Here is a 14238-nt window from a genome sequence, read left to right on the forward strand (position 1 = left end):
TGGCGTTCTGATGGCTCACCGTACCCGTCCTTCGCTGGCGCTGCTGGTTTCGGTCTTGGTGCATGCCGGTATCGCCCTGTTCCTGGTTGGCCAGGCAGGGTGTACCGGTGGTGCCGGTGCCGGTGCGGCGCAACAGGGGCGGGCCCTGACGGTGAGTCTGCTTGCTTCAACCCCGGCGGCGGTCCACGGCAGCGCTCCCGCGCTCGCTGTCGCTGCCGCCGAAGCGGCGAAGCCTGCGTTGACGCACAGCGTACCAGTGGCCGCCGGGAATCCGGCTGCCGAGGCTGCCGCGCCAGGTACGGCGCAAGCGACGGCGCCCGAGCATCATTATTTCGGCGCCAGTGAAACAACCCAGCAGGCGGAGGTGGTCGAGGGACTGCTCCACGGCCGCCTGTTGATCGTGCCTGGGCTTCCGCCGCAGGAAGTGTCCTTGCAAGTATGGATCAGCGATGAAGGTGTGGTGGAGCGGGTGGAACTCGATTCACCGCTGCCTGAAGAGCAACAGCAGCTCTTGCTGGCAGCTTTCGCCAAGGTCCGTTTCAATCCCGGCAGGATAGGGCGCATTGCCGTCCACAGCCGCATTTCCATGAAAATCGTCGTCGACTACGCTATACGGGCGTGAAGGTACGCATGGTAGAATAGCGGGTTTTCCGTCCGCGCCATCCGCTGGCTGCCATCATGTCTGACGATATCCAAATTCAAGCTTCGAGCAAGACCCCGGCGCTGATTGCGCGCGAGGTTGCGCGCCGCCGTACTTTCGGCATTATTTCCCACCCCGACGCGGGTAAAACCACCCTGACCGAAAAGCTGCTGCTGTTCTCGGGCGCAATCCAGATGGCCGGTACGGTCAAGGCGCGCAAGAGCGGCCGCCACGCCACGTCCGACTGGATGGAAATCGAGAAGCAGCGCGGTATTTCCGTGGCTTCATCGGTGATGCAGTTCGAGTTCCGCGACCACATCATCAACCTGCTGGACACGCCGGGGCACCAGGACTTCTCCGAAGACACCTATCGCGTGCTGACCGCGGTCGACTCGGGCCTGATGGTGATCGACGCGGCCAAGGGCGTGGAAGCGCAGACCATCAAGCTGCTCGACGTTTGCCGTATGCGCAATACGCCGATCGTGACCTTCATGAACAAGCTGGACCGCGAATGCCGCGATCCGCTGGAGCTGCTCGACGAAGTCGAATCGGTGCTGAAGATCCAGTGCGCGCCTGTGACCTGGCCGATCGGCATGGGCAAGAATTTCCGCGGCGTGTACCACCTGATCAACGACGAGATCCTGCTGTTCCGCGCCGGCGAAGAAAGCGTGCAAAGCTTCGAGGTCATCAAAGGCATCGACAATCCGCGCCTGCAGGAGATGTTCCCGCTGGAGATGGACCAGCTGCGCATGGAAGTGGAACTGGTGCATGGCGCCTCGCATCCATTCAGCCTGGAAGACTTCCTGGCGGGTAAGCAGACTCCGGTGTTCTTCGGTTCCGCGATCAATAACTTCGGCGTGCGCGAGATCCTGTCGGCGCTGGTCGATTGGGCGCCTGCGCCGGAATCGCGCGATGCGTCGGTGCGTACCGTGCAGCCGACCGAAGAGAAGTTTTCGGGCTTCGTATTCAAGATCCAGGCCAATATGGATCCTGCGCACCGCGATCGTATCGCTTTCTTGCGCGTCTGCTCGGGCCGTTTCGAGCGGGGCATGAAGGTCAAGCATCTGCGCCTGAACCGCGAAGTCAAGGTGTCGTCCGTGGTGACGTTCATGGCTTCGTCGCGCGAGCAGGTGGAAGAGGCTTACGCGGGCGATATCATCGGTTTGCCAAACCATGGCAATATGCAGATCGGCGATTCGTTCTCCGAAGGCGAAATGCTGCAGTTCACCGGTATTCCTTACTTTGCGCCGGACTTCTTCCGCCAGGTGCGCATCCGTAACCCGCTGAAGATCAAGCAGCTGCAGAAGGGCTTACAGCAGCTGGGCGAAGAGGGCGCTGTGCAGGTGTTCAAGCCGGTGCAGGGCGGCGAGGTGGTGCTGGGCGCTGTGGGCGTGCTGCAGTTTGAGGTGGTGGCTTCGCGCTTGCTGAATGAGTATGGTGTGGATGCCGTGTTCGAAGGTACGTCCATTTCCACCGCACGCTGGGTTTCCAGCGATGACAAGAAGGCGCTGGCGGACTTTGAGGCGGCCTTGGGGCATAACGTGGCGTATGACGCGGCGGGCAACCTGGCGTACCTGGCGACTTCCGGTGTGAACCTGCGCTTGACTCAGGAGCGCTGGCCTAAGCTGACTTTCCATGCTACGCGTGAGCATGCGACCAAGCTGGATTGAAAACCGGTAAAGCGGGGTCAGACCCAAAGGGTCAGACCCCGTCAGAACTTCCGGCGCCGGTTGGGTTTGAGGCTTTTGACTTTCGGCAAATGTCAAAGACCTTGAACTAACACCCCTAACCTTCGTTCAGACGGGGTCAGACCCTTGGGTCTGACCCCGGGTTGCCGGTTCTAAGCAGCCCACGAGCGGCGCTCGCGCAATAGAGCCTCCAACTGCTCCGCCGGCATCGGCCGCGCGAAATAGAACCCCTGCATCACATCGCAGCCCGCATCCGACAGGAAGGCCACCTGCGCCTCTGTCTCCACCCCTTCCGCAACAACGCTCAGATTCAACGAGTGCGCCATGGCGATGATCGCTTTGGCGATCGCAGCCCCGTCGCCCGGGACCGCGTTCACGAAACTGCGGTCGATCTTCAGCTGGTCGATCGGGAAACGCTTCAAATACGCCATCGACGAATATCCGGTACCGAAATCATCGATCGACAGATGAATGCCCGCGGCCTGGATCTTGTGCAGCAGCGCGATATTGGCGTTGACGTTCTCCATCAGCACGCCTTCGGTAATTTCCAGTTCCAGCAAGCGTGGCGGCAGGCCGGTCTCCATCAGCAAGGCCTGCACCTCATACATCAGCTGGACGTCCTTGGTCTGGCATGCCGACAAGTTGACCGCCACGTGCTCGATATCCTCCATCAACCCCGCCTTGCGCCACTCTGCCGCCTGGCGGATGGCGGTCTGCAGCACCCAGCGTCCCAGCGAGACGATTACACCGCTTTCCTCCGCCACGGGAATGAACTCCGCCGGGCTCACAGCGCCGCCCAAGGCCTCGCAATTCCAGCGCGTCAGCACTTCCATGCCGCGCATACGCCCCGTCCGCACGTCGATCTGCGGCTGGTAATGCAGGTACAGCTCATTGTTTTGCAAAGCCTTGCGCAAGTTCGCCTCCAGCGCCAGGCGCTTGCTGGCCTTGAGCGCCATCTCCTCATGGAAGACTTCATAGGCGTTCTTGCCCTTGTTCTTGGCGTGGTACATGGCGATATCGGCGCAGCGCATCGCGGCGGCGGCATCCCGCGCATCCTTCGGGTAGACGCTGACGCCGATACTGGCGCTGACGAAGAGCTGGTGGGTCTCGACCATGAAGGGCTCCGACAGGGCGCGCAGGATCTTGCGCGCTACCTCGTCCGGCTCCAGTTCTTCATCGGCTGGCTCCACGATGACCACGAACTCGTCGCCGCCGATGCGGCAAATGATGTCGGTGCTGCGCAGGGAATGCGTCAGCCTCTCAGCAACAAGGCGCAACAGCTTGTCGCCGGTGTCGTGGCCCAGCGTATCGTTGACGACCTTGAAGTTGTCCAGGTCCAGCAGCAGCAAGCTGACGTTGGTTTCCTGCTTGTCTGCCCGCTTGAGCGTATGTTCGAGCTTGTCGTTGAAAGCATTCCGGTTCGGCAGGCAGGTTACCGGATCCACATGCGCCAGCAGATGCAGGTGATGTTCGGCTTGCGCCACCGCGGCCCGCATGCGCCGCACCAGCAGCCAGGCCAGCGCGAACGAACCCAGGGTTGCGATGCCGGTGAAGCCAGCGAAAGCCAAGGCGCGCCGATACAGCGGCATGAGCGTGGCGCGAATCGAAACACTGCCAACGTTCTTGTGGTCGACCTTGATCGGCTCCTGCACCTCGATATAGTCCATGCCGTATTCATGCAGCGATTCGCCATGCGCGCTGGGCGGCAATTCGGGCACTGGTGCACCATTGCGGCGGAATTGCGCCAGCGGCGTATTGCCCACCGTGATATTCGCGCTTTGGACGCTGGGCGATGCGGCCAGTCCGCCCAGGATTTCGTCTGCCGCACGGGTGTCGCTGAACAGCAGCGCGGCCGTACTGTTGTTGCCGACAATGCGCGCCTGCACCTGGAGATCGCGCAGTAGCGTGCCGCGCAAGGCCATGAACTGGAACAACACCATGAGCAGGCCGGCAAGGCACAAAGCCGCCCCGGCGGCCAGCATGGTCGAACGTACCACCTTGCTGCCGATCGGCAGCAGCGCGATGTTAGCGCGCGACTTCATTGGACACTCCTTGCCAGCCGCAATAGCTTGGAACTGAGCGACAGGCGTGCCATGCGCACTGGCACCAGGTCCACGTCAAAGCCCACGCGGCGATTGTCGATTCCAAAGGAAATCATGGCGCCGTTGGCGCCTATCGTGCGGTCGTCAGCGACGGTCAGCACGCTGCTGTTCGCCAGTTCGTGCTTAAGCTGCGGCCAGCGCTCACGGTCCTGTGCGTCGAGCACCAACAGGTGGCAGGCCGCCAACTGCGATGCGCCCGGTGATGCGGGCAGCGTGCGCACGACGAGGCGGTGACCATTGACGTGCTTCTCCTGCAGGCCGCTAAGGGCGGTCAACAAGGCATTGCCCTGGAAGACGCAAAGGCGCAAAGGCGCGCTTGCGGGCAGGGTGTCCGTCGGCCATTCGGTGAACATGGCGAAATTGAACAGGATGGCCGCCTTCAGCTCCGCTTCGTCCGCACCCGCTGGAAGCTGGGCGCGCGCGTACCCGCCAGCCAGCAGCAGGAGTGTGAGGAAGGCGAACAGACGCTGCATCATCAGTATGCCGCCTTCAGCCGGAAGTAGACCCGTCGTCCATCCTGCTCAATGGTACGTTGCAGGAGGCCCAGCGATGCGGGTTCGCCGTAATGGCGGTCCAGCACGTTTTGCACGCCAAGCGAGGCGTCCAGATGGCGGGTCAGGCCGATGCTGAAGAAATTCAGATTGGCCAGCAAAAAGCCGCCTGTCTCGCCACCGTCCAGCAGCTTGCGGGAGCTGACATACTGCCCTTCAACACCGACATGCCAGGTGCCGGCAAGCCGGCCAGTTGTATTCAGCTTCGCCAGCCAGTTGGGCGAATTCACTTCACTGGCGCCGCCAGTCACGCGCTGCCGCGAAACGCTGGCACGCAGGCGCGCACCGTTGGCGAAGGAGTGCTCATACTCCAGCTCGAGGCCACGGGCCCGTGCCTTGCCCAGGTTACGGAAGATCGGCAAACCGATTTCCTCATCGATAACCTCGGTCACCAGTCCGGACGCCTCGTTGGTGTACGCGGCCAGCGTCATCCGCGCATTGGCGCCAAGCTGGCGTACCAGCGCTAACTCATGACTTCGAATGCGTTCGCGGCCCAGGTTGGGATTGGCCAGTTGGCCGCCTTGCCCGTCGATCCCGTAGAAGAGTTCATAGCTGTTCGGGGTGCGGAACGCGCTGCCGTAAATGGCTTTGGCCGTCGTGCCAGGCGAGACTTCGGCGATCAGCGCCAGGCGCGGATTGAATACTCCGCCGGTGCTGGTGTCGTGATCATAGCGCAAGCCGGCGTTCAGCAGTACATCCTTCGCCAGGGTGATTTCATCTTGCGCAAAGACGCCGAAACGCTTACTCGTCGAGCGGTCGTTGAGATAACTGACAAAAGGATCGATGTCGAAGTTCTGCTGCAGTACATGATTGTTGTATTGGTAGTCCGCACCGATTACTACCTTGTGGGCCGGCGCCGCTTGCAGGAACAGGCTGACATCCGCTCCCCACCAGCGTGCGCGCGTGCGGTCCATGTTGAGGGTACCGAACGGCTCCTGGTTGACGAAGCGCCCGTCGTAGCGGTATTCGCTGTAGCTCAGGCGCCCCGTCAGCTCGCCATGCATCGGCACGAGGGCTTTGCGGTAGCCAAGTGCGGCCGACATCAGTTGATCCATGGTCGAAGCGCCCGGCACGTCGAAAGGCTGGCCGTAGGGCGCTGTAGGCATGCCCTTGCTGCGCTTGCCGTCGAGAAGTGACAGCGACCAGTCGCCCCATTGGCCCCGAGCGAAGAAGCGTGAGAAGCGTTCCCAGTCCAGGCCGTGCGCTACGCCGCCGAATTCCGGGAAGTAGAGGTCGCGGCCGTCGCTATGACCGTGGGTAGCGGCCAGCAGCAGCTCGGAGTCGCCATTACGCCAGCCGTAGCTTGCGCTGCCGCTGCGGGTGCCGGCTTGACCCGCCTCCAGCGTCGCACGCGCGCCTTCGAGATCGGGGGCGCGGCGTGTAATGACGTTGATGACGCCGAAGAACGCGTTGGTGCCATACACCGAAGATCCCGGCCCCGGCACGAATTCGATGCGGTCCACCAGCCCGAGGTCAAGCGGGAACTCGGCGCCGAGTTGGGCCTGATCAAACACCGGGTCGTTGATGCGCGTGCCGTCGATCTGCAGCAGGAAGCGCGTATTCAGGTCGCCCGGACGCAGAAAGCCACGCGCACCGAGATAGCTATAGCTTCGGTCATTGCTGGTGTACAGGCCACGGATGCTGCGCAGCGCGTCGGCAAGCGTGCGCCAGCCATACGCGCGGATATCGTCCGACGTCAGAATGGTGACATTTGAGGGCGCCTGTATTGCATTTTGGTTGAAGCGGGAGGCACTGTAGACCTCCATCGACATCAATTGTTCAAGTGGCAAAGTAGTCAGGTCGGCATCTTGTGCGCAAGCGTTCGCCGCCGCGAGCAGCAAGACTGCCAGCGGCCTTGCGTGAAGGCCATGCAGTGCTTTGATTCTCATCCCGATGGATTGCTTTTATGGTGTCTGCACATGGTGGCATTGCCGTGAGGGAATGTACAGCCCGGCAGGCGCTATCACCACTATTTAACAACAACCATTAGCTGACGAACAATGTTCTCCACGCGCTTGGAGCTTTCCCTTCCAACTGTTTGAACGCACGCCGGAAAACGGTCTCGTCGCTGAATCCAGTTTCAATGGCGACGCGGCGCAAACTCAGGTTCGGGCGTGCCAGCAGACGCTTGGCCTGCTCGATACGGCATTGCAGAATGTACTGCACCGGCGTGACGCCAAGCGTCGCATGGAAGCGGCGCGCCAGGTTGCGCTGGCTCATGGCGACATGGCGCGCTACGTCGTCCGGTGTGATGCCGGCGCAGTTGTGCTGTTCGATATAGCGTTGGGCTGCCTGCACACGCGCGTCGGTGTGCTCATTCCTTCCGTTTGCGCCGTTCACATCGGCCAGTTGCCGAGCGGAGTTGGCATAGCGGGCGAATTTCAAGGCTGCCTTCTCGCCGTGGAAGTGCGAGACCAGGTGGGCGCAGGCGTCGATGGTTGGTGTGATGCTGGCTGCGGTAATCAGCCTGCCGTCGACAACCAACGGCGATTGCGGCGAAAGGCGCACTGCCGGCCGGGCCGCCGTGATTGAGCGCCGATCGGCAAGGTTGCAGGTCGCATCGCGTCCGTCCAGCAGACCCGTGGCGGCCAGCACGCGCACACCGCTTGCGGAAGCGAGGATGCAGCCGCCTGCTTCGTAGTGCTTCACGATCCAGCGCAAGAGGGACGGGACTGCTGGCACGTCGCCATAGAAGGAGGGCAGGACCAGCACGTTCGCCTGCCTGGCGGTGCGCAGGCTGCGTTCCGGCAGCAGGGCCGGGCCGGTGAACGAACGCACTGGCTGAAGTGTCGGGCCAACCAGCGTCACATCAAACATTGCAGCCGCTTTCAGATCGGGTTCACGGGCATTGAGAGTCCCCGCTACCGCCAGCAGTTCACGAATCAGCATGACTCCGCCGGCCCAGCAATTGTGGTCGATATAGATGCTTGTCGAGATGGCGGAAAAAGTATGTTGCATGGCGAATAATGTACCATGCAGCGCGCCATGCAGGACTACGATGGCTGCATGAATATTCTCTCCTACATCGACAAGCAAGAACTTCGTGCCTTTACGACGGCCGACAACTGGCGTGCCTCTGGAGTCGTGTTCGTCAACGTGGCGCTGGTGTCGCTTGGATTCGCATTGCCCGCGATATGGCACCATCCAATTGCCTGGATACTTGCCAGCATACTTCTCGCAGGCCGCGCACTTGGATTTGCGATTCTGACGCATGACGCAGCACACCGGAATTTCTTCACGTCGCGAAGTGTGAACCAGTGGATGGGGAAATGGATTTTCGGCGCGTTGCCAAACGTGCCTTACGCGGCATATCGCCGTGGCCATCTGGAACACCATCGCACCGCTGGAACCGCCGCCGACCCTGATCTCGCCTTCGTCACTGGCTATCCAGCGACTCGCGCAAGCCTTGCACGCAAGCTGTTACGCGATATCTCTGGCCTAAACGGTTTGAAGGGCATCATCTACCAGTTCCAACCGACTGATCGTGGAGCGCTGTACCCGTTCTTTGTGATGCACGGCTTGATCGTTGCCGTGCTGTGGACGCTTGGCGTACCACAGGTGTATGGCTGCTGGTGGCTTGGTCAGTTGTTTGTCTTCCCATTGATACTGCGGCTGCGCGTAATGGGGGAGCATGGTGCTGTCCCCGATCACATGGACCGGGACCCGCGCCGCAATACCGCAACGACGTTGGCAGGCCCGCTCGCTCGATTGCTGGTAGCGCCGAACTTCGTCAATTACCACGTTGAACATCACATGGCCGCGACGGTGCCAGGTTATAAGCTACCCGCATTGCATAAGCTGCTTCGTAAGCGTGGCTATTTTGAAGGGACGGAGTGCCCGGCCGAATCGTATTGGAGTGTCATTCGCCGATGCACAGCCGGAAGTGAAAGCGCCGCAGTGCGCCGCATTAGCGGCGCCCGCGGCGCTTTGGATAACATGCGTTGAAGCCGTGAAATTGTAGAAAAGTGGTTGGCCAACCTAGTGCTACTTCAGGGCTTTAGCGAGGCTCCGGCATTCGAGCAAATTAGGCGCGAGGATCATTCTCTGGCTCGGGATCGCGTTCCAAATCAGCTGCCAATGCCGCCACGACCATTGCGCGAGGATCGTTTTCAACCTCAGGGTCGACCAGAAATTCTTGGTTGTCCTTGGCGGTAAATTTAATCGAAATGTTGAATTTCTCCGCAATTGTATTGGCATCGCTAAACGTTACCAATCTTCCGCTTTCGCTAATGCTGGGCTTACTGAATTGCTGTGAGTTATCTGGCCTTACGCTAAGGCCTTTAAATTTTACATCCACCGGCGTTGGATCGATCAGCTGATAATTGATTACGGTATCTGGTTCCGTAACGGTAAGGGATCTTGGCGTGAAAGTGGTCGCGTATGTCACTTTCCCGTTCGCATCTAAGTGGGGGATTGCCGTGACCTGAACATTTAGGAACGTGGTAGCCGCTGTATCGATAACTGAGTTCTTCATGATTTCCTTTCTCATCGGTTTGCAAGGTATTTCGCGTAGCGAGAATTGTTAAAAGCCATTCTCTTAAGCTTTGATCTAATGATATCTGAAGTCGAATATTCCCCAGCGCACATCGCACTTCGCAAATAAGGGGCTAAGATGGCAGGGTTTAAAGAATCGCCAGCGAATGGCTTCAGCAACGATTCCGCCTCTTTGCAAAATTTGGTTCCTTCATCGACTTTATTTTGAGTTTTTAGTAGTTCACCTTTTAGAGCAACCAACTCTGCTAGTTGCGACGCAATTGTCGCATCATTCATGCTGGACTCAAAAGTCGTGCGATACAGTGCAATGTAATCATCCAAAGTAGCTAATGCGTCGGAGACGTGCCCCGATTGCGCATTGAAAGTTGCGGATTGGATTGCAATGGTACCTATAAAACCTTGTAATCGACTATTTTTAGGGGACTTTTTGAACTCAATATCCCAAATCTTACGAAGCTCATCTAATTTTTTCGCGATCATTGGTGTAGGCAAACCAGGTTGGACAATTAAAGAATTAACTCGAACAAAGGCGAGACTTAATTTCCATTTCAGGTTGCTAAGGTCTTGTGTCGTCAATAAAGTCAATAATGTATCGGCCTTATCGAGGTGGGTTGCCGCATCGGAGTCAAGTCCTAGCGCGATTTCTAGCGTCGCTCGGTGCCATAAAGCGTTTGCTAGTCGATAAGTCCAAAGACCATCATTGGGCGCTTGTTGGTGCACCGAAGATACGAGCTCTTCCTCTTCTCTAACTAAGGAAAAGGCAGCGTCGAGATGTCCCATCTTTTGTTTTGCGTCAGCCAACCAGGAAATGCTGTTAGCTAAGTCCGCCTTAATCTTTGAATTGTTGGGACTACCGAGCAGTGCTTTGCGCTTAAGCTGGACTGACTTTTCAAATGCCTCCGCTGCCAACGCAGGCTGATTGTTTTGTATTTGAGTGCTGCCGATCGCGCTATATGCATAAGACTGTTCCATCCATGCTTCCGAATCGTTAGGATAGGCTTTAACGATCCTATCGCTATAATTGAGATACTCGTTTGCATGCGCAAGTGCATCGCTCCACTCATTTCTGTTTGAGTGGTATAGGGAGATCCAAAATGCGTTTGCACCTAGATCCTTTAGGAGTGCCTTGTCAGTGCTAGTTCCTTTATCCTGAAGGCGAAGAATTTTTCGCGCAGCCAACAGTGCCTCATGCGCGGCGGGGAAATTGGAGCGCGTGGTATTAACCTCGGCAATTACGTGTAAGGCCTTGGCTCGCTGATTCAAAGAGGTAGGGCTCTCTACTAGGGACTCAGTCGAAGAGAGGTAATTTAGCGCCTTGTTACTCACGCTGTCTAGCAGGTCCAAACGGCCAAGCGGGCGGAGCTTTTCCGCAAACTCGCCAAGCATGTAGCCCAACAGCGCTTCTGCTTCAACTCGGTGTTGTTCTGCGGATCGTTGTGCGTTACGAGCGGCAAGTCCGAGTGCTGCGGAGACTAACGCTAAGATCCCAATCAACGTGGTTATGCCGAGTCGGACTCGCTCGCCTCGTTTTGCGCGCGACATTGAGGCGCGAATGAACTCGGTCTCTACTGGCGCAAGAGAAAAATCCGCAAGAGATAGCAAGCGGACCGCCTTTTCAACTTGACTACCAGACGGAAGCAAAAGGTCGGTCGCCCGTCCCCCATCAGCCCATCGCCTCGCTTGGCTCGTGAGTTGGGTCCGCAACTGTAATGAGCTCAGGAATTGTGCAATCCAGTTTGCAACGCGTGGCCAGCGTCGGAGCAATGCCTCATGTGCAACGCCGAAACTCGGTACGTCCCCTGCTAGCTCACTTACGAATAAGCGGGACTCGATCATAACCCTAACAAATTCTTTTTCGTCCTCGCTTTGCAGCATCGAAAGCGGGCTTCTTCTGGAAGTCACTGTCGAAGACTCTTCGCCTACGTTCACCAACAGGGATAGCACGCGCGGAAGGACATCAATTTGCTGCGGAGTTAAATTTGCGACTATCTGTTCAGCACGTACGCCAACGGCTCCTTCGATGCCGCCTAATTGGTGATAGACCTCAAATTTGAGTGCGTCATCTTCACTTCGTTGCCGATACAATTCGTTTAAGGTGTATTGCAGTAGCGGCAGCATATCGGGATTGCCCCGTGCAGCATCGCAGAGGACATCATCGAGACTCGCTCCGGTCAATTCATCCTTTTCAAACGTCAGGTTGGCAGCTAACGCGGGTTGTCGTACGATTTGCGCAATGTCTGCACCATCTGGAGGCAGAACGTCGAAATGTCCACCGCGCGATTTCAGATTCAGCAGCATTGGCTGCGCCATAACTTCTGGATAGAAGTCATTACGGCAGGCCATTAGCATCAACAAACAGTTCGACTTGGCCAACGCGTCGATCACTCCCAGGAATTGGTGAGCTTCGCCAGGCTGGGAGCGAAAGACTGCCTCAATGCGATCAACGAAGACGCCGACCGTTGTACGCGAGCATCCTCGTTCGAGTAGCTCGGCCGCCACCGCTTCGGGATTTGATGCCAATCGCTGACCAAGGCTATCGGCACTTGCGCCCGGGAAAAGCGGTTCTCCAAGGATGTCAGCGTCAATCAGAGCACCGGCAAGGGCTTGGAACAGAGTGCCACTACCCAGGTCAGCGCAATCGAGGTAGACGCTACTCGCCAAGCCGACCGGCTCATCAGAACGGGTGGCGCTTGCCATCAATTGGGGCAGCAGACCGGCACGGACGAGTGATGTTTTGCCCGAGCCGGACGGCCCGAGCACAAGCGCCATAGGCGAGCCATTTGTAGCCTGGGTCATTACCACTTCGCGTAACTGGGCAGTGGCCTGCACTCGTCCGAAGAAGATCGCCGCGTGGTTTTCCTGGAATGCCTCCAGGCCGCGGAATGGCGATCCACCTTCCCAAGTGACTGGCGCTTGGCTTGCCAATGTAGTAACAGGCGCAATGGCGCGGTAGCCACGCTTGCGGATCGTCTCAATATAGCGCGGATCGGTGCTCGAATCACCTAAGGCGCGGCGCAGCTGGGTGATGGCTTTATGAATCGGGTTGTCGCCCAGTTCGTTGCTTCCCCAACAAGCCTGCAGGATCTCTTCCGCCGGAATGACAGCGCCCGGATGCCGGCACAAATAGCGCAACACCGCCATCACACGCGGCTCGAGCTGCGTCTTCGCATCCCCATTGCTGACGATATTGGCTTCTGGACTGACCAACCAGTCGCCGAATTGGAACTCCATGACTCGCCTTACCTTCTTTTCTTATATGTCTTATAAATCAATGGCTTAGAAACCTTCCGGAGCATTTCTTCCGGACCGGAAGGTTTTCTTCCGGCCTTCGGAAGGTTTCCGGAAGGCGAGGGAAGGCTTTTTTTCTTATATTGTCGACATTGCCAAACGGCCAAATCTTAACATTCTTAATAGTAAAAATGGTCACTACTAAAGCGGTATTTTTTGAGATCGGTTCCGAATCCACGACTTCTGTACAACAGCTGTCGGCGAGTTGGTTCACTTCCGGAAAGTTCCTGGAGAGCACGATCGATGCAATGCGCGCGGCCGGCGAGTTTCCAAATGACATCAAATACGGCAGCATGGAGGTCGGCAGCCTGGCGCTCGGCGGCGAGGAAGATGACCGAGCCGAGCTGCGTCCGATCGAGATTCGCTACGATTCGGCGACCCCGTCGGTTGCCCAGGTGACGATGACCCTGTCGTCGGGTAATTTGCGCTTCTATAACGGTTATGGCCGTCAAGAAATCTTGCGTCAATCGGTGGCCGGGTGGCGTCTCGAGTTCACGGTAGCGGTCAATGAATTCGGCGGCCTGGTGTTGAACGCGGCGCTATGTGATGTGGATAAATCCCATCTGCCGTGTGATAACGCTCCGCTCAAGGAATTCTTCATTACCGCCGTCAGCCATTGGCTGCGCACTTTGGCGCCGGCTGTGCTGAAAAAAACAGCAATGCGCCGCGCTGTGATCGGCCGCGAGAACTTCCTGCGCCAATATATTTACCCGATGGTGGTGGATAAGCTGCAGCGCCGCTTGAATTCCCTGCCGGATTATGTGGCGTCCCGCGACGGGGTAGCCCACGTTAATACGCTGGATAGCCAGAACGAGAAGTCGGGTGTGGAGGCGACGCTGAAAAACGGCGAACGCGCCCGCTTCATCCGTAATAGCAACGGCTGGACCTACCGCGACCACGTGCTGCTGAACTGGCAGGAAGCCAACCGGACCTTGCACGACCGCGAGTCGGAGCAGGACCTGCGCTATACGGTAAACCTGGGCCGCCAATCGGGACCGGACGGGGTGTCGCGCCCGACCCTGGACATTGGCGGCGTGTTGGGCCGTTACGAATGGGACAGCGTGAAGCAGGAGTTGCCGCTGTCGCGCCAGCGCAGCTATATGGGCAAGGCCTGGGCACGCGCTACTTTGCAGTGGTCGCTGCGCCTGCAATGGCATGCGGAGGATGGCCGGGTGGGCGTGGCCTCGCTGGCGCGCAAGGGTATGCCGGCCACCGATGCCGGCACGACGGGGATTTATGTGGTATCCGATCCGCTGCCGCATCTGCTGAATGTACAACGCATCAACCTGTGGTGGGAGGGCAATGCCGCCAGCCTGTCATCGGTTCAACAAGATATCGCCGGTTCGCTGGCCGCGGCTACCGGCGACATGTTCGCCGCCGTTGCGGAGGGACTGGCCCCAGGGCGCAAGCTGGGTTGCCGTGACTTGCGCATTAACGAGTCGGGTGACATCGAAATCGAACTGGGGGAATGAAGC

At 58.4% G+C, this 14238-nt stretch carries 10 protein-coding genes; 4 read left to right on the plus strand and 6 right to left on the minus strand.

The annotated features are described in order from the left end of the window. Window positions 1-10: 10 nt before the first annotated feature. Window positions 11-622 carry a hypothetical protein gene (locus H597_RS29815; RefSeq protein WP_035373137.1) on the plus strand — a complete coding sequence of 204 codons (612 nt, stop codon included), beginning with the start codon at window positions 11-13 and terminating at the stop codon, window positions 620-622. A gap of 56 nt (window positions 623-678) precedes the next feature. Further along, window positions 679-2310, plus strand: coding sequence for a peptide chain release factor 3 (locus H597_RS0105365; RefSeq protein WP_028101227.1), 1632 nt, complete (start codon window positions 679-681; stop codon window positions 2308-2310). Between the two features lie 170 nt (window positions 2311-2480). Here the strand turns inward: H597_RS0105365 and H597_RS0105370 are convergent, their stop codons facing one another. The 4 genes from H597_RS0105370 to H597_RS0105385 all read right to left on the minus strand — a co-directional run bounded on the left by H597_RS0105370 (window position 2481) and on the right by H597_RS0105385 (window position 7870). Next, a complete protein-coding gene (locus H597_RS0105370; protein WP_035373138.1) occupies window positions 2481-4370 on the minus strand; it encodes a putative bifunctional diguanylate cyclase/phosphodiesterase in 1890 nt (629 codons plus the stop codon). Next, window positions 4367-4906, minus strand: coding sequence for a YfiR family protein (locus tag H597_RS0105375; RefSeq protein WP_028101229.1), 540 nt, complete (start codon window positions 4904-4906; stop codon window positions 4367-4369). The genes H597_RS0105370 and H597_RS0105375 overlap by 4 nt, the downstream gene beginning before the upstream one ends. Beyond that, entirely contained in the window at window positions 4906-6870 is a 1965-nt protein-coding gene (locus tag H597_RS0105380; RefSeq protein WP_083940953.1) for a TonB-dependent receptor plug domain-containing protein, read from the minus strand. The genes H597_RS0105375 and H597_RS0105380 overlap by 1 nt, the downstream gene beginning before the upstream one ends. A gap of 97 nt (window positions 6871-6967) precedes the next feature. Continuing rightward, window positions 6968-7870, minus strand: a complete 903-nt coding sequence (locus tag H597_RS0105385) for a GlxA family transcriptional regulator (protein WP_211232009.1) — start codon at window positions 7868-7870, stop codon at window positions 6968-6970. A gap of 96 nt (window positions 7871-7966) precedes the next feature. Here H597_RS0105385 and H597_RS29820 point away from each other — a divergent pair, with 96 nt between their 5' ends. Then, entirely contained in the window at window positions 7967-8926 is a 960-nt protein-coding gene (locus H597_RS29820; protein WP_211232010.1) for a fatty acid desaturase family protein, read from the plus strand. A 79-nt stretch (window positions 8927-9005) separates the two neighbouring features. Here the strand turns inward: H597_RS29820 and H597_RS0105395 are convergent, their stop codons facing one another. Both H597_RS0105395 and H597_RS0105400 read right to left on the minus strand, forming a co-directional pair. Then, complete coding sequence (locus tag H597_RS0105395) at window positions 9006-9455, minus strand: DP-EP family protein (protein ID WP_154667967.1); 450 nt, start codon at window positions 9453-9455, stop codon at window positions 9006-9008. An 11-nt stretch (window positions 9456-9466) separates the two neighbouring features. Next, complete coding sequence (locus tag H597_RS0105400) at window positions 9467-12706, minus strand: nSTAND1 domain-containing NTPase (RefSeq protein WP_028101233.1); 3240 nt, start codon at window positions 12704-12706, stop codon at window positions 9467-9469. Window positions 12707-12894: 188 nt separating this feature from the next. On the opposite strand from H597_RS0105400, the gene H597_RS0105405 reads away from it, so the two are divergent. After that, on the plus strand, window positions 12895-14235 hold the full coding sequence (locus H597_RS0105405; RefSeq protein WP_154667968.1) for a hypothetical protein: 1341 nt from the start codon (window positions 12895-12897) through the stop codon (window positions 14233-14235). Window positions 14236-14238: the final 3 nt, after the last annotated feature.

The organism is Pseudoduganella violaceinigra DSM 15887, from assembly GCF_000425385.1.
GTDB lineage: Bacteria > Pseudomonadota > Gammaproteobacteria > Burkholderiales > Burkholderiaceae_D > Rugamonas > Rugamonas violaceinigra.

What these genes read in the sequence shown, in the direction of transcription:
- H597_RS29815 (WP_035373137.1), top strand. Translation starts at nt 11, where the DNA reads ATGGCTCACCGTACCCGTCCTTCGCTGGCGCTGCTGGTTTCGGTCTTG.
- H597_RS0105365 (WP_028101227.1), top strand. Translation starts at nt 679, where the DNA reads ATGTCTGACGATATCCAAATTCAAGCTTCGAGCAAGACCCCGGCGCTG.
- H597_RS0105370 (WP_035373138.1), bottom strand. Translation starts at nt 4,370, where the DNA reads ATGAAGTCGCGCGCTAACATCGCGCTGCTGCCGATCGGCAGCAAGGTG.
- H597_RS0105375 (WP_028101229.1), bottom strand. Translation starts at nt 4,906, where the DNA reads ATGATGCAGCGTCTGTTCGCCTTCCTCACACTCCTGCTGCTGGCTGGC.
- H597_RS0105380 (WP_083940953.1), bottom strand. Translation starts at nt 6,870, where the DNA reads ATGAGAATCAAAGCACTGCATGGCCTTCACGCAAGGCCGCTGGCAGTC.
- H597_RS0105385 (WP_211232009.1), bottom strand. Translation starts at nt 7,870, where the DNA reads ATGCTGATTCGTGAACTGCTGGCGGTAGCGGGGACTCTCAATGCCCGT.
- H597_RS29820 (WP_211232010.1), top strand. Translation starts at nt 7,967, where the DNA reads ATGCAGGACTACGATGGCTGCATGAATATTCTCTCCTACATCGACAAG.
- H597_RS0105395 (WP_154667967.1), bottom strand. Translation starts at nt 9,455, where the DNA reads ATGAAGAACTCAGTTATCGATACAGCGGCTACCACGTTCCTAAATGTT.
- H597_RS0105400 (WP_028101233.1), bottom strand. Translation starts at nt 12,706, where the DNA reads ATGGAGTTCCAATTCGGCGACTGGTTGGTCAGTCCAGAAGCCAATATC.
- H597_RS0105405 (WP_154667968.1), top strand. Translation starts at nt 12,895, where the DNA reads ATGGTCACTACTAAAGCGGTATTTTTTGAGATCGGTTCCGAATCCACG.